The 23,169-nt window shown below is 48.7% G+C and carries 21 protein-coding genes and 1 pseudogene; 11 read left to right on the top strand and 11 right to left on the bottom strand.

What is annotated here, in order from left to right; genetic code table 11:
- Nucleotides 1-111 precede the first annotated feature (111 nt).
- From ACXX82_RS02940 to ACXX82_RS02925, 4 genes are all read left to right on the top strand, one after another.
- Nucleotides 112-909 carry a TatD family hydrolase gene (locus ACXX82_RS02940; RefSeq protein WP_322239868.1) on the top strand — a complete coding sequence of 266 codons (798 nt, stop codon included), beginning with the start codon at nt 112-114 and terminating at the stop codon, nt 907-909.
- Between the two features lie 6 nt (nt 910-915).
- Complete coding sequence (locus ACXX82_RS02935) at nt 916-3,477, top strand: DNA internalization-related competence protein ComEC/Rec2 (RefSeq protein ID WP_458562378.1); 2,562 nt, start codon at nt 916-918, stop codon at nt 3,475-3,477.
- Nucleotides 3,478-3,640: 163 nt separating this feature from the next.
- A complete protein-coding gene (locus tag ACXX82_RS02930) occupies nt 3,641-4,456 on the top strand; it encodes an alpha/beta fold hydrolase (RefSeq protein WP_458562377.1) in 816 nt (271 codons plus the stop codon).
- Nucleotides 4,457-4,777: 321 nt separating this feature from the next.
- Nucleotides 4,778-7,096, top strand: coding sequence for a penicillin-binding protein 1A (locus ACXX82_RS02925; protein WP_458563952.1), 2,319 nt, complete (start codon nt 4,778-4,780; stop codon nt 7,094-7,096).
- 352 nt (nt 7,097-7,448) lie between these two features.
- Here ACXX82_RS02925 and ACXX82_RS02920 read toward each other — a convergent pair whose 3' ends face one another.
- Nucleotides 7,449-7,616 (bottom strand): hypothetical protein, encoded by a 168-nt coding sequence (locus ACXX82_RS02920; RefSeq protein ID WP_322239862.1) that lies wholly within the window; start codon nt 7,614-7,616, stop codon nt 7,449-7,451.
- 726 nt (nt 7,617-8,342) lie between these two features.
- On the opposite strand from ACXX82_RS02920, the gene ACXX82_RS02915 reads away from it, so the two are divergent.
- Nucleotides 8,343-10,535: a TetR/AcrR family transcriptional regulator gene (locus ACXX82_RS02915; protein ID WP_458562376.1), complete on the top strand. Its 2,193-nt coding sequence runs from the start codon at nt 8,343-8,345 to the stop codon at nt 10,533-10,535.
- Between the two features lie 224 nt (nt 10,536-10,759).
- Here ACXX82_RS02915 and ACXX82_RS02910 read toward each other — a convergent pair whose 3' ends face one another.
- Nucleotides 10,760-10,999 (bottom strand): hypothetical protein, encoded by a 240-nt coding sequence (locus ACXX82_RS02910; RefSeq protein ID WP_458562375.1) that lies wholly within the window; start codon nt 10,997-10,999, stop codon nt 10,760-10,762.
- A 419-nt stretch (nt 11,000-11,418) separates the two neighbouring features.
- Between ACXX82_RS02910 and ACXX82_RS02905 the strand changes: the two genes are divergently transcribed.
- From ACXX82_RS02905 to ACXX82_RS02880, 6 genes and pseudogenes are all read left to right on the top strand, one after another.
- Nucleotides 11,419-12,177 (top strand): amidohydrolase family protein, encoded by a 759-nt coding sequence (locus ACXX82_RS02905; RefSeq protein ID WP_458562374.1) that lies wholly within the window; start codon nt 11,419-11,421, stop codon nt 12,175-12,177.
- A 5-nt stretch (nt 12,178-12,182) separates the two neighbouring features.
- Nucleotides 12,183-12,497: an amidohydrolase family protein gene (locus ACXX82_RS02900; RefSeq protein WP_323506398.1), complete on the top strand. Its 315-nt coding sequence runs from the start codon at nt 12,183-12,185 to the stop codon at nt 12,495-12,497.
- Nucleotides 12,494-13,198 (top strand): fumarylacetoacetate hydrolase family protein, encoded by a 705-nt coding sequence (locus ACXX82_RS02895; protein ID WP_322239852.1) that lies wholly within the window; start codon nt 12,494-12,496, stop codon nt 13,196-13,198. Before ACXX82_RS02900 ends, ACXX82_RS02895 begins: the two co-directional genes overlap by 4 nt.
- 29 nt (nt 13,199-13,227) lie before the next feature.
- Nucleotides 13,228-13,719: pseudogene (locus ACXX82_RS02890) on the top strand (thiolase family protein); the annotation flags it as partial.
- Between the two features lie 16 nt (nt 13,720-13,735).
- Complete coding sequence (locus tag ACXX82_RS02885; RefSeq protein ID WP_322239848.1) at nt 13,736-14,266, top strand: carboxymuconolactone decarboxylase family protein; 531 nt, start codon at nt 13,736-13,738, stop codon at nt 14,264-14,266.
- Nucleotides 14,267-14,440: 174 nt separating this feature from the next.
- On the top strand, nt 14,441-14,995 hold the full coding sequence (locus ACXX82_RS02880; protein ID WP_322239846.1) for a glutathione peroxidase: 555 nt from the start codon (nt 14,441-14,443) through the stop codon (nt 14,993-14,995).
- Between the two features lie 206 nt (nt 14,996-15,201).
- Here ACXX82_RS02880 and ACXX82_RS02875 read toward each other — a convergent pair whose 3' ends face one another.
- From ACXX82_RS02875 to ACXX82_RS02835, 9 genes are all read right to left on the bottom strand, one after another.
- Nucleotides 15,202-16,113, bottom strand: coding sequence for an SPFH domain-containing protein (locus ACXX82_RS02875; protein WP_458562373.1), 912 nt, complete (start codon nt 16,111-16,113; stop codon nt 15,202-15,204).
- A gap of 11 nt (nt 16,114-16,124) precedes the next feature.
- The gene (locus ACXX82_RS02870) at nt 16,125-16,970 is read right to left on the bottom strand and encodes an SPFH domain-containing protein (protein ID WP_322239842.1); all 846 of its coding nucleotides are present in this window, start codon (nt 16,968-16,970) and stop codon (nt 16,125-16,127) included.
- Nucleotides 16,971-16,980: 10 nt separating this feature from the next.
- Nucleotides 16,981-19,059, bottom strand: a complete 2,079-nt coding sequence (locus ACXX82_RS02865) for a SulP family inorganic anion transporter (protein WP_458562372.1) — start codon at nt 19,057-19,059, stop codon at nt 16,981-16,983.
- Between the two features lie 820 nt (nt 19,060-19,879).
- On the bottom strand, nt 19,880-20,095 hold the full coding sequence (locus ACXX82_RS02860; protein ID WP_458562371.1) for an acyl-CoA dehydrogenase family protein: 216 nt from the start codon (nt 20,093-20,095) through the stop codon (nt 19,880-19,882).
- 2 nt (nt 20,096-20,097) lie between these two features.
- Nucleotides 20,098-20,484: an acyl-CoA dehydrogenase family protein gene (locus tag ACXX82_RS02855; RefSeq protein ID WP_458563951.1), complete on the bottom strand. Its 387-nt coding sequence runs from the start codon at nt 20,482-20,484 to the stop codon at nt 20,098-20,100.
- Between the two features lie 278 nt (nt 20,485-20,762).
- Complete coding sequence (locus tag ACXX82_RS02850) at nt 20,763-21,080, bottom strand: hypothetical protein (protein WP_323507564.1); 318 nt, start codon at nt 21,078-21,080, stop codon at nt 20,763-20,765.
- A gap of 258 nt (nt 21,081-21,338) precedes the next feature.
- Nucleotides 21,339-21,476 carry a hypothetical protein gene (locus tag ACXX82_RS02845; RefSeq protein WP_458562370.1) on the bottom strand — a complete coding sequence of 46 codons (138 nt, stop codon included), beginning with the start codon at nt 21,474-21,476 and terminating at the stop codon, nt 21,339-21,341.
- A gap of 214 nt (nt 21,477-21,690) precedes the next feature.
- Entirely contained in the window at nt 21,691-22,164 is a 474-nt protein-coding gene (locus tag ACXX82_RS02840) for a GNAT family N-acetyltransferase (protein ID WP_323507566.1), read from the bottom strand.
- A 72-nt stretch (nt 22,165-22,236) separates the two neighbouring features.
- Entirely contained in the window at nt 22,237-23,142 is a 906-nt protein-coding gene (locus tag ACXX82_RS02835) for a LysR substrate-binding domain-containing protein (protein ID WP_322239834.1), read from the bottom strand.
- Nucleotides 23,143-23,169: the final 27 nt, after the last annotated feature.

The raw sequence follows: 23,169 nt of genomic DNA, 5'->3' as shown, positions 1-23,169 counted from the left end.
TCAGGTGTTAGATCTGTTGACAGATATTACCGCATGCTACGATATTAATCTGCCAATCCCGCTAGATAGCTGGCAAACCTCCATCAAAAATTGCTCTATAGGACACATCCCATGTGGATCGATACCCACTGTCATCTTGACGCCGCCGAATTTGGTGGCGAGCAGACAACCTTTGCCGAGGCGGCATTACAGCATCAAGTCTCGTGGATCGTCATTCCTGCGGTTGAACGGGCAAACTTTGCCACCGTAGCGGCCATTGCGGCTGAGCAATCAAATTGCACCTACGCGCTTGGCATTCATCCTATTTTTGTTCCTCAGGCCGAAGAATCCGATTTATTAGCGCTACGGGCAGCGATCAAACTGGCGATGGATGATCCTTTATTTGTCGCGATTGGTGAAATAGGGCTCGATTTCTTCGTTCCGGGTTTGGGCGAAGGCGTGCTGCGCGCAAAGCAGGAACATTTTTACGTCGAACAATTAAAACTTGCCCGTGAATTCGACTTGCCGGTTTTGTTGCACGTACGGCGCTCTCAGGATACGTTGTTAAAATACTTGCGTAGGATCAAAGTAAGAGGCGGTATCGCGCATGCCTTCAACGGTAGCTTTCAACAAGCTGAAGCCTTTATCGAACTACATTTTAAGCTAGGGTTTGGCGGGGCGATGACGTTTACACGCGCCTTGCAGATTCGACGGTTGGCGGCCGAGTTGCCGCTGACCGCACTGGTGCTCGAAACCGATGCGCCGGACATGTCGCCAGCGTGGTTGCATCCACAGAAGAATGCACCGGCGCAAATTCCTTTGATTGCGGAAGTTTTAGCAAAGTTACGCGGGATGACAACAGAGCAATTGGCCAAGGCAACCACCGCGAACGCGCTCGCGGCGCTGCCACGACTTGCGCTGCTGAAGTAGTCGCCGGTGCGGAGTTTCATTCTTGGTTTCTTAATCGGTGTGGTTTTTTTACAGACTCAAGCAGCATTGCCGTCCGCTTTTCTCATCGGTATTGTGTGCTTGTTGGCGGCTCTTGCTGGCTTAGTCGCAGGGATACTTCGGCATAGACTGATAAAAATAACGGGGCTGATTGTTTGCGGTGCGTTACTTGGCTTTTGCTGGGCGGCGCTGTTTGCGCACTATTATCTGCGACAGGAGTTGCCGGTCGAGTGGGAAGGGCGGGACGTCACATTGATCGGTACCATTGCGAGTTTGCCGACCCATTTTGAACAAGGTGTGCGGTTTAACTTTGCGGTCGAAAAAGTTTTACCGCAAAAGGGCGTAACACCAACGATACCATCCCAATTGGCGCTGTCTTGGTATCGCCCATTCAATCATCAACCAAAGCAACAAGCCAATGACGGCGTTCAGATTGGCGACATTGGTCAGATTGAACCCGGCGCACGCTGGCGGCTGACAGTTCGCTTAAAACGACCACATGGCAATGCCAATCCCCACGGATTTGATTACGAAGTTTGGTTGCTCGAACAAAATTTGCGTGCAACAGGCTATGTTCGCGCTGACAAGGCATCCTCTTTAAGCGCAGATGAAACTGTTGATTCGTCAGTAGATGTGTCACTAAACAACCGTCAATTAGACCGCTTTGTCTTCTCTTTCGGTCATTGTGTAGAAGCGGTGCGCGGTTGGGTTCGCCAACGTATTTTGGCGGCTTTGCCAGAAAAGAAATATGTCGGTGTTTTAGTCGCATTGGTCATCGGTGATCAGCGTGCCGTAGATCAAAACGACTGGCTAATTTTTAATCGTACTGGCGTGGGGCATCTGATTTCCATATCGGGTCTTCATATCACGATGATTGCGGGCCTTTTTGCCGCAATCATGTCGGCGTTATGGCGACGGTCTTTTTTTATCGGCAACACTTTACCGTTGCGTCTACCCGCCCAGAAAGCGGCAGTATTAGCCGGTGCGGCTGCGGCCTTGTTGTACGTATTATTGGCAGGCTTTGGCTTGCCTGCTCAGCGAACCTTGTATATGTTATTGATGGTCGCATTGGCCATCTGGACCGGACGGATTGCCAGTGTTTCTCATATTTTGTGTATCGCCCTAATGGTGGTATTGCTACGCGATCCATGGGCGGTACTTTCTCCAGGATTCTGGCTATCTTTTGGCGCGGTGGGTACGATTTTGTATGCTAGCGTTGGCCGCACCAAGCAGTTAATTGATGCGTCCGCTTTGGTTCCCAATACTCCCGCCAGAGTGTGGCTCGATCCTATAAAAAACGGCGCTTATACCCAATATGTCGTGACAATCGGATTAGTGCCAATGACGATCCTTTTGTTTGGACAAATATCCCTGATAAGTCCGCTCGCGAACGCCATTGCCATTCCGTTGATTGGCCTGTTAGTGACGCCGATGGCATTGATGGGCAGTATGTTGCCTGCACCCTTATCGGGATGGGTATTAACGCTGGCGCATATTCTGGTGGATTGGCTGGCAACAGTATTGACATGGCTCAGCAGTTTTCCGCTGGCTGTCTGGCAAGCGCCGTTGCCGCCAGCGTGGACTTTTGCTATCGCGATGGCTGCCACGCTGTGGTTATTGGCGCCACGCGGCTGGCCGTTACGCTGGTTAGCCCTGATTGGCTGGTTACCGTTATTGTTACACTCCGCAACGCGGCCCGCGGAGGGTGAGATGACGGTTACTGCGTTTGATGTCGGGCAAGGTATGGCCCTGCTGATTGAAACTTCCGGGCATCGCTTGCTTTATGACACGGGGCCTTATTACTCGCCTGAGTCCGATGCCGGTAGCAGGATTATCGTGCCGTATCTAAAGGCCAGAGGGATCACCGCGATTGATACGATGGTGATTTCACACTCGGATAGCGATCATTCCGGCGGTGCAATGTCCGTGATAAAGGCGATTGAGGTTGATCGTGTGTACTCATCTTTATCCCCTGATCATCGGATTGTTGCTGTCTCACCGGGCCACACTCGGTGTCAGGACGGACAGTCATGGAATTGGGATGGCGTGCAGTTTGATATGCTATTTCCTGCAAAGCATAATTATGAAAATAACGAACGTAAGGATCGAAAATCGGGCAAGGCGAATACCATGAGTTGCACGCTCAAAATTACCAACGGTGACTTGTCGATCCTGCTTCCCGGCGATATAGAGAAGGCGCAGGAGCGACAATTGATACAGGATAAAGGAGCGATTGCCACCGATAGCGTCATGACGCCGAATGCGCCCGGTCGTTTAAAATCGACAGTGCTGCTCGTACCGCATCATGGTAGTGGAACCTCTTCAACCAGCGCATTTTTGCAAGAGGTTAATCCGTCTGTGGCAATTTTTCAGATGGGTTATCGCAATCGATTTCGACATCCTCAGGCGCAAGTGTTGGAACGTTATCAACAATTAGGTATTCGCAATGTACGCAATGATCAATCTGGTGCAATACTTTTACATTTTGGCAGCACGCTTGATGTGACGGAGTATCGCCAGCAACATAAACGTTATTGGTATGGTCGCTGAGACGATCATTGAGCGCCGGCTCTAAAATTTGGTTTGTGACAAACAACGCTTATGGTTTTTAATAGAGTCTATTAAATCCTGCGTGTGCGTGGATAAGGACTTTTCACTGCCCGCAATGACTCTATTAAATACCGTTACAAGCACACTTACGAATATTTCATCCATGGTTTCCCAAATCCCGTCGCCCCGTCCCATTGTGCATTTTGCGCATGGAAATAGCTTTCCTTCCGGAACGTATCGCCGTTTTCTTGATCTGTTAAGTCAGAATTACGATGTCCATGCCCTGGAAATGCATGCCCATAATCCAGATTATCCGGTAACAGATGGTTGGCCCGCGCTAGTGCAAGAGTTTGTCAATGAATTGCTTGTGCGCTATCAACAGCCAGTGATTTTGGTCGGTCATTCGCTGGGCGGAATTTTATCCTTAATGGTCGCAAGACAGCGCCCTGATCTGGTACGTTGCGTGGTGCTGTTAGACGCGCCCGTAACCGTAGGATGGCGAGCCGGTGTATTTAGATTGGCGAAAGCGCTGGGGCTTGACCGACGTTGGTCTCCAGCACGGTTTTCGCAGCGCCGTCGTATTCAATGGCCCGATGCCGAGGCGGTTTATCAGCACTTCTCCACTAAACCGGTGTTCGCCAGTTGGCCCGAAGAAGTGTTGCGCGATTACGTTGAGCACGGCACCGTAGAGCAGTCTGGAAGTGTAGCGTTGCGTTTTAAGCGTGAAATTGAAACAGCAGTTTATTTGACCTTACCCCATCACTTGGGTCAGGTTGTGAGGCCACCTTATCCGGTCCCGGTTGGTTTTATCGGCGGGATTGATTCAGTTGAGTGTCGTCAAGCAGGTATGGCAGCGACCAGACGATTGGTTGGCAGCCACATAAAACTACTTCCCGGTGGTCATTTGTTCCCGTTGCAGACGCCGCAAGCGGCAGCCAGCGCTACCGACGAGATGATTCGATCACTTCTTATTGTCTGATCTATCGAATCTGTATCGACTTATTGTTGAATTGTTGTTGAATTAGCACCGTATTCTATTGGTTTTTTATCCAATTTCCCTCTACTTCCTAAACCAGATTTTTACTTTTTTTAATAAAGTTACTTCTTCTTACAGACGATTCTGGGTAGTTCGCGCTGCATGTTGTAGGATATGGGGCTAATTCCATCCAATATCGTTATGCTATTTACATTAAAATCTCGACAAAACAATTTGAAACCTCCTGCCGACAAATCCAAACTAGCGGAATTGACATCGACGAGGGCACACCTCCATCAGCCAAAAAAACAAAACGGCACGTTATTGCATGGATTGTTATTCACAATCGGCGGCGTGGTGCTTGCCGGTGCAGTCATTGGTGGTTTGCTGATAGCTTACGCACTGGTGGTGATGCAGCCGCAATTGCCGGATCTAGGCGCTATCACCGATTATCGACCCAAGGTGCCGCTACGCATTTACACCGCTGATCATGTTTTGATTGGCGAGTTTGGCGAAGAGCGCCGCAGCCTGGTGAAGTTGCAGGATATTCCGGCTAACATGAAAAATGCCGTGCTTGCCATTGAAGATGCGCGATTCTATCAACATGGCGGAATCGATCTGATCGGTATTCTGCGGGCAATTGGCACTGATATTATGCACGGCGGGGCTTCGCAAGGTGCTAGTACGATTACGATGCAAGTTGCACGTAACGTATTTTTATCTAGCGAAAAAACCTATACGCGTAAAATTTATGAAATTTTGCTGGCTTACAAAATTGAAAATGCCTTAACAAAAGACCAGATTCTTGAAGTCTATATGAACCAGATTTTTCTGGGACAGCGATCATTTGGGTTTGCCGCAGCGGCTCGGGCTTATTTTGGTAAAGAGTTAAAAGATGTCACGCTGGCACAGGCAGCGATGCTCGCCGGACTTCCAAAAGCGCCGTCAGCTTATAACCCGGTAGTTAACCCCAAGCGCGCGCGTATTCGCCAGGAATACATCTTAAAGCGCATGCTACAGCTCGAATTCATCACTCAGCCGGAATATGATCAGGCTTTCGCCGAAGATATCAAAGTCAAGACGACCGGAAATACTTACAGCGTACATGCCGAATATGCGACTGAAATGGTCCGTCAGATGTTGTATACCCAGTATAAAGATGAGATTTATACCCGCGGTCTAAGCGTCACTACGACTCTCAACTCAGTTGATCAACAGGCTGGTTACGATGCGGTGCGCAAAGGGGTAATGGATTACGATCGTCGGCATGGATATCGAGGCCCGGAAGGATTGATTGTATTACCGTCAAATGGCGATGAGCGCGATGACGCCGTCGGTGATGCGCTTGATAACAAGCCCGATAACGATGATATTGTGCCGGGCGTGGTACTGAGCGCAGACAGTAAGCAAGTGCAAGTTATGCTGCGTAACGATACCGTGGTCACCGTAAGTGGTGAGGGTTTGCGTTTTGCCGCTGCAGCCTTGAGTCCAAAAGCTGCCAAAAATAACCGCATTCAACCTGGTTCAGTGATTCGCGTCATGCAATCACCAAAAGGATGGCAAATCACTCAACTACCATCAGTCGAGGCGACGTTGGTGGCGCTGACGCCGCAAACCGGCGCGATCAAGACATTGATTGGCGGCTTTGATTTCAATCAAAATAAATTCAATCACGTGACGCAAGCATGGCGTCAGCCGGGATCGACTTTTAAACCGTTCATATACTCCGCCGCTCTTGAAAAGGGTTTCGGTCCGGCGTCGATCATTAACGATTCGCCGGTTTCTTTTCCGGGCGGTCCCGGGCAACCTAATTGGGAGCCGAAAGATGACGATACGCCGGATGGACCAATGCCAATGCGGACCGGTTTACAGCGCTCCAAGAATCTGGTGACTGTGCGCCTGATGGATGCTATCGGTGCTAAATATGCGCAAGATTTTGTGACCACACATTTCGGCTTTGACCGGGACAAAATTCCTCCGTATCTGCCGACAGCTCTGGGTGCTGGTCAGACTACGCCGCTGCAACTGGCCGGAGCTTACGCGGTGCTGGCAAATGGCGGGTATCGCGTCAATCCGTATTTGATCTCTGAAGTCGTGGATGCACATGGCGTAGCATTGTCGCGCGCACAGCCTGAAATAGCAGGTCAGAACGCAACGCGAGTACTGGATGCACGCAATAGCTATCTCATGACCAGTTTGTTGCAGAGCGTGGCGCAGCGTGGCACGGGTGCGGGTACTAACGTGTTGGGTCGTACTGACATTGCCGGTAAAACAGGGACAACGAATGACGCTTTCGATGGCTGGTTTGCCGGTTATCAAAACTCATTGGTCGCCGTCGCATGGATGGGCTTTGATCAGCCGAAGACTCTTGGTAGCCGCGAGTTTGGGGCACAATTGGCATTACCGATTTGGGTCAGTTATATGGGGCGTGCATTGCGTGGCGTTCCACAGGTACAGATGCCAATGCCCGAGGGTATCACTACCATTAACAATGAATTATTCTTCGATAACTTCACTCCAGGGAACGGCTTCATTGCTTCATTGGGAGTTGGCGGAGGATCGGGAACAAATGAAGATGGCACTCCCGCGACAGCAGAAGACGACGAGAAGCGCAGCATCATGAAGCTATTTGATGGGCATTAAAACGTGTAATGTTTAATTCATCAGTCAGTCGATAGTCTTAATTGATATCACGATACTTTTGGCCCCTTAAAATAATTTCGGCGAGCCCCAGCAATCATGCTGTGGCTCGCCGAATGCATATAAAGCTGGTTTGAAGCAATCGATAGCCGAAGCCTTAGAAGGGTTGAGCGCGACGTTATACGTGCCATTTGGTATTTGCGCTTTGCCAGCACAAACCACTGATGACAAGACAAAAATAAAACGAAAAAAAACCGCGTGATTTCGCGGTTTCCTGAACAAACTTTCTTACTGAATATCTGTAAATAAGATCACTAGGCCGAATTACCAACTATGCTGGTGATCGGGTGAAGACTTATATATGTGGAATGAAACCGCCCGCATTTTCGTAAGGCTTAATCCACAGTAGAAAAATTTTCTGCAACAGACTTTGTTTGACAGCGACATCATTAGCAGGATGTGCTGCCGTATCAGCGACTTGATTGAAGTCGTTAGCGGATAGTGAGATGTTTTGCGCTGTCATGGTAGTTTCCGAAGAAAGTGTTGATGGCATGCAGTATGGGGGCACGTCCCAAGCATTTCCAATTTCTAGTTCTCATACGAGATATACGAAATCTACATAACATCTCAATGTAGTCATGCATAGCGTTTTTTAAATAAAGCCATTCACCGCGACATAGGCAGTGACTTCAGGCCTCATTTTATTCTTGTATGAAGAGGCCATTGCGATTTGGTCTCAAAGGCAGACGTTGCACCTGGCCTGCCAATCGATGCCAGATGAAAGCGATTTTCGCTAAGCGTGCCGTTCAGCCAACACCTTGTTGGGGGTTGTGCACTGGGTGGTGATTTACTGCATGTAAGCCGCCATCATGATTTGTTCAGCAATTCGGCGTCAGCGTTATTTCCTCTCGTTTCAATGTTGGCCTGGAATTTTCTCGATTGATGTCGCCGTAACTTGTTAATCGTTGATTCCCCAAAAAAAATTCCAAAAAACCACATCCATTTACAGAACCGTCTTATTTCATCGTTTTTCAGTTTCTCTCTGAAAGTGTACAAATTAAATAAATATGTAAATATTATAAGCATAAATAGAACAAAATTTTTAGATATGCCTAAATATTAAGGTTAGAATATAAATCGGAATACAGAATTATTTACACCCTCGAATAATCGGTTTGACTATGGCAATTTTTATTTATCAATGTGTTTTAATACACTTTTCTATTAAAGAAACAGAACGGAGTCGGCAATGAAAAGTAACGAGCGTGTATCGCGTGTATCGCGTATATCGCTTATTTCGGCCACAGAGCAAACCGTGAAGCTGAATGCTGGCCTTGATGGTAAGCAGAAATTGACGTCGGTGGGAGCCAAAAAAATGGCGGTGGAAAGTAAAAAAATGAACAAAAAAATTGGTGCAAAAACCATCCCAAAAGTCAGTGAAAAAAATACTAGTAAAAAAAGTGATCTTAAAAATACGTTAGCTGAAATACCGCCCCGTGAACCCGGACGTAACAAGCGCTCTGGAGAAACAATCGACCAAATTTTGGCCGCTGCCGAGCAAGTGATTCTTGAGTCGGGTGTAGACCGTGTTGCTATCCAAAACGTCTGCGAAGTCGCGGGCATTTCACGCGGCACGTTTTATCGCTATTTTTCATCGCAAGATGAGCTACTTGATGCTTTCTCCAAGCATAAGCGGGCCAGATTTCATCTTGCGCTGCATGCCGCGACGGCACCTTACCTCACGCCCGAAGATCGTTTCAATGCGCTGATATCCTATCTGGATAATTACCTCAAACATAGCAAAGCGCGGCGGCTGCTGGAAGTGGCACCCGAGTTCGCATTCGGCTTCTTCAAACGTATTTTCCATGACTCTGTAGATCGCTTTCAGGAAGTACTGGATATCGTATTTGATGCGTGGGATGCCAAGCTAGGAATTCGTATTGACCGTGAATTGGTTTGCGAAATGCTGATTCGTTATGTATTGAGCGAACTTCTGGTTCCGAGAAAAGGCGATCGGCGTCAATTGTTGTCATGGATTACCCAGTTGATCGGCGCAATTTCTCGCGGTGGTGATTTTTTGCTTCAACCGCTGGCATCGTGCCATCTAAGTAAATTTGATCCTGACGCCGCGCAGACCGAATTGCGCCATGAGCGTCGAGGTGGAAGTGAAACTGGAGGAGACTCACGCGGTGATGCCACCAATGAACCTGGACGTAATCGTCGCTCAGAAAAAACCATTGATCAAATTCTGGTCGCTACTGAGCAGGTCATTCTTGAATCTGGCGTTGACCGCGTTTCTATTCTGACTGTATGCGAAGTTGCTGGTATCTCTCGCGGCACTTTCTACCGGTATTTTTCGTCTCAGGATGAACTCTTAGAAGCCTATACTCAGCATAAGCGTGGCGTATTCCATCAGGCATTGATTAGCGTGACCGAGCCTTATGATGACCCGGATGAGCGCTTCATCGCATTGGTGGCCCATCTCGATAATTTTTTAAAAGGGACCAAGGCACGCCGCCTATTGCAGGTTGCTCCAAAATACGCGTTCGGATTTTTTCAGCATGCTTTCCTTGATTCCCTTGACCGTTTTCAGGATGCCTTAAAGATCGTGTTTGACGCGTGGGATGCACGCCTTGGGGTAAAGTTGGACCGTGAGTTAATCTGCGAAATGATTATCCGGTATGTTCTGAGCGAATTATTAGTGTTGGGAGAGGGTGATCGGCGTCAGCTACCGCAGCGTATTGGTAGGCTTATCAGTAGTATCGGAGAGCGACAAGTACACATTGGAAATATACCAATGGTGGTAAAACCGGCCGAGAAAAGTAAAAAAAGCGTGGCATTAATCGTCCCGCCGCCGCGTGAGCCCGGTCGCAATCGCCGCTCAGATACGACTATTCAACAGATTATTGCAGCCGCTGAGGAGGTCATTCTGGTCTCGGGCGTCGAGCGCGTGTCGATTCTGGCGGTATGTGAAGTTGCGGGTATTTCACGTGGGACTTTTTATCGCTATTTTTCTTCACAGGATGCTTTGCTTGATGCATTTAGCGAACATCAGCGCGCGCAATTTCATCAACGGTTAGTTGAAGTGGCGACGTTGCATGCCGATCCTGATGATCGGTTTAATGCGGTGATTGGTTATATTGATCATTTTTTACGGCAGGATAAGGTGCGGCGGTTGTTGGCGGTAGCACCGGAATATGCTTTTGCTTTTTTTCAACGCATGTTTGATGACGCTGTTGAGCGTTACAAATCGGTTTTGGAAATTGTGTTTGATGATTGGGACAAGCGGTTGGCAACCCAGATAGATCGCGATCTGGCTTGTGAATTGCTGGTTCGGTACGTGCTTAGTGAGTTATTGGTGCCGACTGATGTTGGTAAGTCGCTTTTGCCATTGCGGTTAGGGACGATGATTCGGGGGATTGTGGTGGGGAAGGGGCTTTGATGGGAGGTCTGGCTTTGACGGATATAAGTTTGCTATTTTTGTGGGGTCATAGATAGCGCGGCCTCACTCACTTCATCGGTTTTCGTTAATTAAAACCGAGGAACCGAGGATTCTTCATCGAACCAATGTCGCCTGAGCTTCCAGTCTATTCAACGAAAAAGAAAAGATAACCGACTGTCGGATGACACCACAAAATCACCACAAAACACAAACGGCATTGAATATCAGCTATCCTTGCCGCGGAGATTAAGCACATCTTTCACCCATGGTATTGTCCCACCAGCCACAGCCAACGCTTCAGCTTCAGTCGCATACGTCGTCTTAGCGTAATCAGCAACCAACGTCCATCTTCCCTGATCTTCCGGATATTTACGAAACACCTTAAAAGTAAAAGTGCCATTGTCGTCCAACGCCACGTCGACGCAATGGACACCGGTCTCATCTTCAATACTATGAATGACCATTTATTCACCAATATGCGTGGTTATTGTTTCGAACACCTGCATCACGGCCAAAAAACGCTGTCCCGGATACAACCGAGCACACATTATGGACCGATTGCCAGCAACGTAAGATGAAAACTATTTACTCAAAATGCCATGCCTAAAGATGATCTCCTTAACCGGCCCGTAACGATTTCTTGCCGCCAAGAATTATCAATAAAAACGAAATTTAAAAATATGTTCAAATTAATTATTAATCATATTTTTATGTTATAACGACTTATTCTATACTGCAACTAATTCTGCAAAAGGCTAAATATAGAACATAAAATAAATATGTGTTCAATCAGACGGATGGTATAACGCCACAACATCGCACTGAACCTCTCCGCTTTTTTGCTTCGATGCACTGTTCATCAACTAGCAGCGGTTCACGAGACATGCTTATCGATCTCCACGCGCACGCACCGCATCCAGGTTATTACGACCAACATCCGCACTGGGGACCATTTTTCGAGCAGCATGAAGATGATGACATCAAACTACGCGTCGGCGACTGGATTTTTGGCCTCGGTTCACCAGAACGTAAGGCAGCTGTACGATCAGGCACCGGACCAAAGTTGGCCGATTATCTGGCACGCCGGGCCGATCCAACAACGCGTCTGGCAGGTATGGACGCTGCGGGTCAGAATTTGCAGGTTGTGTCAGTTCCATCGCATTGCTACATGTACTGGACCGAAGCCGAATTCGCAGTGTCGTTCGCACGTAAGGTGAACGACGTTCTGGCCGAATATTGCTCGCACGCTCCTGATCGTCTGATGTTCTCGGCGCACGTTCCGTTGAATGCGCCAGAGGCGGCAGCAATCGAATTACGTCGTGCTTGTACCGAACTGGGTGTTAAAGGTCTGGTCGCCGGTGGCGCCAACTTTGGTGGCCTGGAATTCCATTCGCCGGAACTGGATATCGTCTGGTCGACATTGTGCGACCTGGATTTGCCGATGTTTATTCAAGGCTATAACCAGTCAGTCACGTGGGGCAAGAAAGCCAACGAAGACCACTACGAAACCACCGCTATCGTCGGTATGCAGTATGACGAGACGCGTTGTTTCTGGAATCTGATTTGCGGCGGTGTGCTGAATCGTTTCCCTAACCTCAAAATTACATTACACACGGTGGCGGTTACGTTCCTTACCAACTAGGTCGTTTGGCAAAAACCAACCAAAATCTGGATGTTAAGTACAACAAAAAACCGTTGCTATCGCACATGAAGAATTTTTACTTTGACGTCGAATTGCACGAAGTGCCGATGCGTCAGGCGAAGGTCGATATCATCGGCCCTGACCGTATTCTCTACGGCAGCAATTTTGGCGGTGGCGACGTGGTGCGCCATGATCTGACAGATGGTTTGAGATTGTCACCTATGGAACTGGACAAAATCCGCTGGAAAAATGCGTGTGAGTTATTGCATCTGGATCCAGCTAAAATTGGCAGTGTCACGCCATTGGTAAAAGCAGCATGAAGGTCGCCCGCTGCACGGATAGTGGCGCGCCGTTTTGGGCGTTAGTCGATACGGGCACGGGCACTGTCACGCCCATCTCTGGCGAGTTCAGCGAGTGGGCGCCGCGTATTACGCGAGGGGAAGGTCAGTCGGCGCTGCGCTTTACTGGCGCTGTGCTGGCGTTGTCATCGGTGCTTCTGTTGCCACCGATTGAGCGCGTTAATCGGGTCGGGGTCGCAGGTGCAAATTACGCTAAGCATTTGGTTGAATTTGGCCTGAAAGCGCCCGCTCAACCCTTCGCATTTTTGAAATCGTATGGCGCTTTGATTGGCGCGCAAGATCAGATTCGGTTCCCTCCTTTAACTGATCAGCTCGATCATGAAGTCGAGTTGGTGGTGGTGATTGGGTCGGATACGATCGATCACGACGATTCGCTTTCGAGCGTATTGGGTTATACGGTCGGCAACGATGTCAGCGCACGGGATTTGCAGCATAGCGGGCCTCCCGGTATCGGTATGGATTTGTCCGCCGCTAAAAGTCAGGATGCCACCACCGGCGTCGATCCGTGGATCGTTACGCGGGATGAATTTCCCGCCGGTTCACCAGCAGGTGTTGGGATGGGAACGGGGCGTTTCCTCAATCCGGGGGATGTTGTAGAAGCAGCAGTTGAGGGCATTGGTGTGCTGACGAACATTGTTAGCGAGAAGTCTCCGCGCAGGTAACCTCCAGGACCACCATCATTAACGACTCTAAGACCAGCTTCCGTCCAGAAGGCGGCCGTATTACAGCGGGTAATGCATCGCAAATTTCGGATGGCGCAGCAGCATTGCTTATCATGTCAGCCGATAAAGCGAAGAGTCTTGGCCTCAAGGCCCGGGCCCGTATTCGTGCCGTTACAACGGTCGGCTCAGATCCGACATTGATGCTGACCGGTCCGATTGCCGCAACCCGCAAGGTATTGGAAAAAGCGGGTTTAACATTGGACGATATCGACCTGTTTGAGGTGAATGAGGCCTTTGCTCCGGTGCCGTTAATATGGATGCGTGAACTTGGTGTGTCACATGATCGTCTCAATGTGAATGGTGGGGTGATTGCATTGGGGCATCCACTCGGTGCGAGCGGAGCAAGGATTATGGCTAGTACGTTGCATGAACTTGAGCGCCGCAATGCACGGTTTGGCTTGCAAACCATTCGCTGCGCTGGTGGAAACGGTACGGCGACGATCATCGAACGAGTGGCGTAAAGCGAGAGAGAAAAAGATGTCGCGGATTGCACCGGTATCGTTGGATGATTTGCCACAACCGCTGCGCGAAGCCAGGGAGCGCGGCAAAGCAAGTCGAATGCTGATTTCCACGATCCCGGTGCAAGTATGGGGCCACCGACCAGACGCTGCGCTGGCATGGCTTAGTACGCTTGATCAGCTACATAATCATCCACTGCTCGACAGCCGCCTGCGGAAACTGTTTCGGTTGCGGATCGCCTCTATCACAACCTGCACGGCCTGTCAGTTAGCGCGCAAAACTGACAACGTATCTGAGGATGACATCGCTTGTTTGACGAGTGACAGTGATCGCTTTAACGCATCGGAGTGCGCTGCGTTACGTTATGCCGAATTATTTTCTGGAGATTATATGGCGATCAATGACGCAGTTTTTACAGAACTCGCGTTATGGTTTTCAGTTCCAGAAATCGTCGATCTGAATATGTTTTGTGCGCTCATGCTGGCTGGTGGGCGCATGACTTATGTGCAATGTGCCTATGAGACAACGACCATCGAAGGCGAGTCATAATTCCACTCGCAGTTTAAGTCTCTCCATTTATCCAGCACCTTATCGGCGACTATTCCGTAGGGCTCTGAGCAAGACGCTCTTTGGTATTCTGCGCTAAAATCAGCAGAGACACGTACGACATCCTCAACCTGAGTAAAGCATTACTCTACAATCGCCAAAAAGGATTCCCACAAGATGGACAATACGCAATCGTTGACGCAGATCCCCCTCTCACGTCCAGATGGCAGTTCTGCCTCTTTGTCAGACTATCAGGGACAGGTTGTCCTGGTGGTGAATGTAGCTTCCAAATGCGGATTGACGCCTCAGTATGCTGAGTTGGAAAAAATGTACCGCGACAAGCACGAAGCGGGTCTGTCTATTCTTGGCTTCCCTGCAGGAAATTTCCGCGAGCAGGAGTTGGCAACCGATAAAGAAATCGCAGAGTTTTGTTCACTCAACTATGGTGTCAGTTTCCCTATTTTCTCCAAGATATCTGTACTCGGTGAGGATCAGCACCCGCTTTATGCTGCACTAACTGAGGCATTCCCAGAGACTGAAGGCGCTGATGATTTTCTTGAGATGATGAAAAAACACAACCTGGATCTGGCACCAGCGCCACAGGTTTTATGGAATTTTGAAAAGTTTTTGATTAACCGACAAGGTCAGGTAGTTGGCCGTTTTGCACCGCATATTGGCGTTGAAGATGCCCGAATCACTTCGGCTATTGCGGTAGAACTGGCAAAAGCTTAAGTTATTGCTCTTGTTGACGGCAACTTGTCATGTAGGTGCTAGAAAATCTGTTCGTATTGGACGCCCTAAGCACCGCATCGAAGTATTTGTCTTACTTTGAAGTCTCTATACGGCATTTCAGGTTTATCGGTAGTCCGCCTCTTATTTTTAACCTGAGAGGCGGACAGAGGTTTTACTCCGCGCAGGTCCGACAGGTATGGCAGTGCTTAGCGAGAGTAATTAGAGACCTGCGCCATGTGGTTCGCAGCGTTGTCCTCTACGGGAATCATCATTGCATCAAGCGGGCCAATTTCACTGCCCTCAAAACCGACAAAAGAAACGACCCGGCCTGAAGGCAAAAGGGAAAGTTGGTACAGCTCCTGAAATCTTTCCAGCAGGCCTGGATGGTCTGCCATCTTACTGTAAGCGCGGGCCACGCCGATAGGGTGCATTGATTTAGCGCGCGCCTGAAGTTCTGCGACGCGAACCTCCGTTTGTGCGTCCAATACTTGAATTTTGATGCGGCCTTCTTCTTCCAGATGCGACTTTTTCATTTCTATCTGTGCCGCTACCAGACTAGACAGCTGGCGAGAAATATCTGGCAATACCCGAACATCCTGAATAAATAGAGACTCAATAGAAACACCCCATTTAAGCGCTTCAGTGCGAACTCCCTCGAATACGGATTCAGCGATACTCTCACGGTCAGATAGCAGATTTTCTAAACGTACACGTCCGGTCTGGGTCATCAGCACATCAGGTACTAATTGATTCAGCGCCGTACGCCAGGACTCTATAGCGAACATGCTCTTACGGGCATTCGACACTTTATAATCCATCCAGATATCGATACGGAGCGTGGTACCGACTGCATCATTTACTTGTATATCTCTGAAACACTGGTGTTCCAGTTGGCGCGATATGCGAATAATCCTATGCCCGGGTATCCACAGATAGGGCCGAAAGTGAATGCCGGACGTATAAATATCTTCACGGCAACGACCATGGCTAAGAAGTAAAACGACCTCCTCAGGTTGCACCACTACTGCAGCGTACCGAATCAGATAAAACGTGAGCAAGAGTATGAATGCGGCTATCACGAATGATGAAAAAAATAGAAAGTAGCTGAAAGATTCCATAAATAATCCTTCTAGGTTTTAAAGTAAAGGGTTTTTGATTGGGCTGTAACTTCGTGCCGCCGACGTTGGAGGTAGGCATCAAGCGTGCCTTGTTTCTGAAGCTCTCTCATCGCATCGCCAAGAATCGAGATTTCTGATTCGACTGCCTCGGCCTTCAATGCGGCAATACTCACTGCGTGCTCAGCGGCTGCTAGTCGTTGCGAACATTCGGCGCGGAACCGACTGAGTAAAGTAATATTTTCAGTTTCCGTTTTTTGTACGGAGTTAAGAGCCTGCGCTAAATCGGCAGGGGGAAGTATCTCGGTAATTTCCACAGCACTAAACTGAATACCGTATTTCTCTTCCAGCCCGCGTGCTAAAAAGCTTTGCTTTAACCCCGCGTGTAACAATCCGTGATTACGCCGAATCTCCGCGTACGAACCTTCGGGAGCATCGACAGGACCAAACTTGGCAACCTCTGCACTCAGTAGACTGCGAAAGAGTTCCCTTAGGTGCGATGCAGGGCGTTTCATACCAAACAAATAGGTAGGGAAACGCTCTTTTTGAAATTGAAAGCGAATTTGCGGAGTCAGGCGCAATTGGGTCCCATCACGCGCTAAGAACTCAACTTCCCGCATCTCCTCTCGAAGAGAAATCGTGCGCTCCATGATTGAAAATTCATGTAGCTTTTCCCAAGGAAGCTTTATATGCAATCCGGGCTCTGCGATGAAGGGCTCTCCAAGTTTATCGGCACGTAATTTCCCCAAATTAGTGATGACGGCCGAATGCCCTTCTTCTACCTGATAAAACGAGCGGAATCCCAAAATGACCAGTAATAAACTGAAGACAGCCGCTGTACCTAGAAAAATTTCAATCATTAAATTTCTTTCAGAATAGGAGATTTTTTACACGTGTGGCTGGAAAGTAAACTTCTTCTCCCAGATAGGCCGAAGCAAGTCCGCGATTGACATCGACAACATCCGCGTTGAAGTGGTGGTGATGCGCTTCGGAAGCAGGCAATGCTTGTGCCTTTTCATTTGTATCAACCAGCGTGCCGGGCGGTACGTAACGTCCATCAGGAATTTCTACTCCGACCACAATCGCGCCGATTCCGATGGAACAATTGGAACCAACGATCGCGTTATGCACCACGGCCTTGAACCCGACGAAGGTATCATCTCCAATGAAACTGGGGCCATGAACGAGTGCCTGATGCGCCAGGGAGACGCGTTCGCCCACGTAGATTGCCCATTTTTTTTCACCGACCTGAACCCATTGGCTTTTGAGGGCATGGAGTACAACGCCGTCTTGTATATTAGTATCAGCACCAACGAAAAAAGGTGTTCCTTCATCTGCCCGGAGCGCAGCTTCGGCAGCCACGTGCACCCGCGGACCTAAAACAACGTGTCCGATGATCGATGCATTAGGGTGGACAAATGCGGTTGGATGCACCACAGGTTCTCGATCCAGATGCGATTGCCAATCTTCATCTTGCGGCGTAAATACGGCAGTTGGCACGCTCTTGAATGGACTCGTGCGCCTAGCTGGCAAGTGGGCGCGAATTCCCTGAGCTAAGTGAGTATCCCAGTTCTGCTCTACTACTTGTCGTCTTCGCTTGGCTCTTCCGTTAATCCATGCGTCTAAGCCAGCAACCGCACATGCCAAAATCATGCAAACACTAAGATGACCAGAAAGTACCCCACCCATGGCAAGTAGGTAAACAATCACCTGCAGTTTATGTTGCTGAACCAGATGTTTTAAAGTAGCAATATCGATAAGTTTATAGCCGATAACACAAAGAAGTCCAGCCAGCGCAGGGACAGGAATTGCGCCTATCCATGTCGCCATAAAAAGCGGCGCAATGAGGAGAAGTACGGCGTGAAAGAGCGAGGACATGCGACTATTCCCACCTGCTTGCACATTGACGCTTGAGCGCACGATGACGCCGGAAACCGGCAAGCCACCAAACATCCCCGCGCCAATGTTGGCGATACCTTGCCCAAACACTTCAAGATTCGCTCCATAAGGTTTAGTTTGCGGACGTATTTTTTCGATGGCCTGGGTAGAAAGCAGGCTCTCCGCAGATGCCAGTATGGCTAAAGGAATACAGGCTACAAATAAATTTGTCCATGCAACCAATGAAAGCTCAGGAAATGAGAAACCTGGCAGAGTTGAGGGCACAGTGCCGATTACTGGTACATCCCAATGGAGGTAACTTGAGAGTGCAGTTGCTATAGTTAGGCCAACAATAGCGGCAGGAAATTTTTTAAAACGTACTAGGCCCAGCATGAAAATCATGACAAACAGCCCGGTGAGTACAGCAATCCAGTTGACGGTGTTTAACCACACAGGCACGTGCAGGTTAAGCGCCAGCTCGCTGACCGGAGAATCGATATCAAGCAGCTTTGGGATTTGCTGATCAAGCAGTTTTAGTCCCACGCCAGTCGTAAAACCGGCTAATAAAGATTCGGGAAGAAAGCGTGCGATACCACCGGCTCTTATTGCATAGAACAAAAGTTGAATCACGCCAACAGCGATGGCGCCCGCTGCTGCACCTATCGGGCCAAATTGCGCCACCAGGCCGAACACCAACACATTCAATGCTGCTGCTGGCCCTGTGACTTGTAAGGTAGCACCACCAAAGAGAGCGGAAAGTGCACCGCCCACCGCGCCTGCGATCAGCCCCGCACTGGCAGGCAAGCCGGACGCCATCGCCAAGGCGACATTAAGTGGTAAGGCAACGGCAGCCACGGTAAGACCGGCTAAAAAATTAGACCCCAGTCTTCCAATGAGAAGCGTCTCTTTCCAGTTATCGAACAAAAGCAGGACATCGGCATAATATTGTTCAACTAGCCGTTGTCCGCCTGATCGTGCTGTCGACGAACGATCATGAAAGTGATGATGTAGCTTCTCGTACTTATTCAATGCAACTATTTGTTCTTCATCTCGACGCAAAAACTTACTCATTTATTGTTCTTTCGAAAAATCTATATCGATTGAAGACATAAGATATTAGAAGCACAGGCATAAGGCAGCACCACATCTGCTACGAATGGTGCGTCGCATGCCGCGCAGATGCAGGCATAGGAACGCATCGTCGGTAATATTGCGGCACCCACCGATGACTTGCGCTCCCTTTTAACTAAATGTGACTAGGGAGTTTATTTATTCTGATGTATCGCGTGCTGGATTGGACATGTGCTTACGCCGTTATGACGCTTTTGCAGGAATTGGTAGCTCAAATAAGCCGGGAGAGTAATGCGTGGGTGACGAAAATCTGTGAAGAACGTGTTGCCAGATTTCCCAAATAGAGACATCAAATAACAGCTTCAGATGTCTGACGAAAAAGATTGTTTCTATGTGTACGCTATTGACGTTGCGACGAACTGAATATACGTATCTTGCGGGAAACTGAATATACGTATAAACCACATACGTTAAACAAAAAAAGTCATATTTAATGTTTTAAGAAAAGAAATGAAATTTTTTTGAAGAAAATAAATGCTTTAAAAGCATGATTAGTTCAGCAGATTTTAAGTTCAAAAAATGTTAAGTTCAGCTGATTTTATTCAGGCATCCGTTCATCTGAAGCTGCCATCAACGGAGGTCACCCCATCATATTTCTTTGAAAGGATGCTGTGAAATTTTCATTTTTAAAGGTAGTTAAAATGACATATTTATTGCAGGCGGAAAAATGAATCGTATGGACCGGCCTAGCAGTTCGGCATTAAATAGTGATGAACATAGATATCTAAAAACGATATCTGCTATTTTTTTCGGGGCATGATTACAAGCTCCGACTAATAAGTTCTTTCATGATTTCGGATGTGCCGCCATAAATCCTGGCAACGCGCGCATCAACCCATGCGCGACTGATTTTATATTCGCTCATGTAACCGTAACCACCGTGCAACTGCAGTAATTCGTCGAGTAATTTCCCTTGCATTTCTGAGCCGTTAAGCTTGACCATCGCAGCGACTTCGGCCGTCAACTCGGCACACATGACTAGCCAGAGATGACATATTCGTCGCCATCGCGCCGTGCGCTGGTCCGGATCGAACGCAGGTCACTGCCAGCGCCGGGTTCCGTCATTGCAATGACGGCAATCATTTCGCCGCTCACCATTTTAGGGAGCCACTTGTCTTTCTGTGCTGCGCTGCCGTAGGCGCCAATGTAATTGGCGACGATTTCCGAGTGAGTGGTAAAGCCGACCGCTGTGGCATTTGCACGAGCGAGTTCTTCTATTAATACCGCCGAGTAACCATAGTCGCCGCCAGCGCCGCCATACTTTTCAGCGACAGTTACGCATAACAAACCAGCACTGCCAGCCTTGAGCCACAAAGCACGAGGCACGATTCCATCGGCTTCCCATTGGGCGTGGTATGGGACGATTTCTTTGTCAATAAAACGACGTACCTGGTCGCGAAAGGATTCATGTGCTGGCGAGGAAATCTCGTACCTTTACCCAAAGGGCCTCAGCTTCTGCAGGAATCCGGCTGTATTGGAACCGTGTAATTGGCATGTAAATACCGTTCGAAGGAGTCGAAAAGTCGGCGGAGAAGCGTCGTAATATAACCGCTGGCATCCGCTGAAAAAAACCTGCGCGATGAAATCATTGTGCAGGTTAGGGGAAACGTAAATCGGTCAAACTAAGCAGCCCGATAATCTTATCAGACTACCGACAGAGCGCAGGTTAGGCTAATTGAGATCAACTCAGCGCTTTGATTGGCTGCATCTGCCTCAGCAAACATCTTATTGATGTCACCGGAGGTCACTGGCTTGGTTGGATCGCGCTCTGGAGCCGCGCCGCCCATGCCTAATGCTGGCTCAATACTGACGTGTGTGGCTTGTGCGGGTAATGCGCTCGCGGTACAGTTTTCACGACCCAATATAGCGAAACGATCGTACGAAAACTCACGCAAAGCGTTCAGATGCGTGATTTTGTTGATGATCTCGTCAGACAAATGGCTTGACTGTGTGTGGAACACATTCGATGACGCCGGCCATGTGCAATCCGAATGTGGATAATCGCATTCCCACATCGCTATATCAACGTTGATCGAATCCAGGTTCTTCAGGCCAAACTGATCTTCGATGAAGCAAGTAATGAAATGCTTGTTGAAAATATCGACGACATAATCAAGATAATCTTCATAGGCGTTTTGATATAAAGTTTGTAGATGGAGTTAGTACAAACTGAATTAAATCCACTATCAAGGCTGTTGCTGTTGTAGACGAAGCCACCTTTAAAGTTGCTCTTGATCTTGCAGGCGCAGCCATCTTTGACGTTGCGGTTGTTCTTGAAGTTGCCGTTGACGTTGACCTACCTCTTCATTGATGCTGCCAAGTATTTCAGCTGTCAGTCGGGAATTGTTGGAACACATGTTTGAGCGTAGCGAGTTGGTCTTTCAACCCGACTGGCGGCTGAAATGCTTGGGAACCCCAAGGGCAGCGTTAGTTGCGGTCGCCTTCTTTTTGGTTACTTTTTCTTGGCGGGGGCGCCGAGCCGAAGCAAGAAAAAGTGACTGGCTGTCGGGCCACACCCGACCAGCACCCACGGAGGGCCAACCGTTTCAGTTACCAACGAATCGAACCCACCTAATAAGCAGCTTGAGCGATCCGTTTATGCATCGTAATCTCAATCGCCTCAAAACCAGTACCTTCATACAATGCCCGAGCGCCCACATTGTGACCGAACACATTCAGCTCAAGGTGTGACATTCCCAAACGGATCGCTTCAGCTTCCACCAGTTTAAGCACCTCCGCACCATAACCAAGTCGCCGATAGTCCAGATATACTTCAAAATCGTAAATGAAAAGCGTTGATTCTTCTATTTCATACCAAAGCACACCAATCGGGTCGGGTTCTATTTCAGTCCAAATTCCGTTTATATGGTGACCTTCAGTGGCATTGCCGTTTGGCAGAAGATGCAGAATAGATTTCTCTGCCTGATGGCGTGCAACCGGTTCTGCGCATCCTCGAGATTGCATCAGATCGGCCGTGTACTGTTCTACGGAGCGATCTATATAGGCCGCGAACAGGTAATCAGGTAACGGTTGAAGTCTTAGCATGAAATTCCTAAATTGCGCACTGGCTGACAAATAGCCGATCAATTGCCTAACTACCGTGGCAGCGATGCGTGTTCATATACCAAATGATTGAATAAGAAATTGCTGAAACGCTTGCGCCGCTTCCGAAAACGTTGGCTGGCGCTTCCATAGCATTCCGGCATCCATATGCGGCACCATATCGAATACCGGACGCGCCTCTATGCGTTTTCCCTCAAGCGACCATGGTCGGAACACCATATCGGACAGCACGGTGACCCCAAAACCGTGACCAACCAATCCACGCAATGCCTCGATTGATCCGGTCCGCATGACAATATTTGGATGCAGCCGATTTTTTTTCCAATAATCAAGGGCCGAATGTTCGCCCTCGTCAGTGGTCAATAACAGATACGGAAATTCGGCGATATCCTTCAGCGACGGAGAACGAATTTGCGCCAATGGATGATTGGGCGCAACCCATAACTGTCTTCTGGACCGTACCAAAACCGCATGCTCAAACCGGGATTGCTGCTGAACATTAGACAAAATGACAATGCCGATATCGACCTCTCCGGCAAGCACCGCATCTTCTACATCGCGCCGGTTCATATCTTGTAAGTGGATTTCTACATCGGGATAGCTGGCCCGAAATCGTGCCATTTGCTCTGGTAAAAAATAGCCAAGTAAAGTGTAAGAAGCGGCGATTCTGACCGTTCCCGATAAGGTTTTTTCCTTAAAACGCGGGCTTTCTACCGCATCCCGTACCGACTCCAGTATATGTTTGGCATGCCGCAAAAAATCTTGCCCTTCAGATGTGAGGGCTACACCTTGTGGCAGGCGATCAAACAAGCGCACTCCCAACTCTTCTTCGATAGCAATAACACCATTACTGATGGTGGATTGCGAGACGTTTTCCTCAATGGCAGCCAACGAAATTTGTTGCGCGTGCGCTACCGCGACAAAATATCGCAGCTGTCTGAGCGTAAGATTAGATGCCATGCGTTTTTCCGATACCGACTATGCATA

Source organism: Glaciimonas sp. GNP009, from assembly GCF_054343755.1.
The sequence above is the reverse complement of the archived record's forward strand: the minus strand, read 5'-3'. Positions and strand labels throughout refer to the sequence as shown.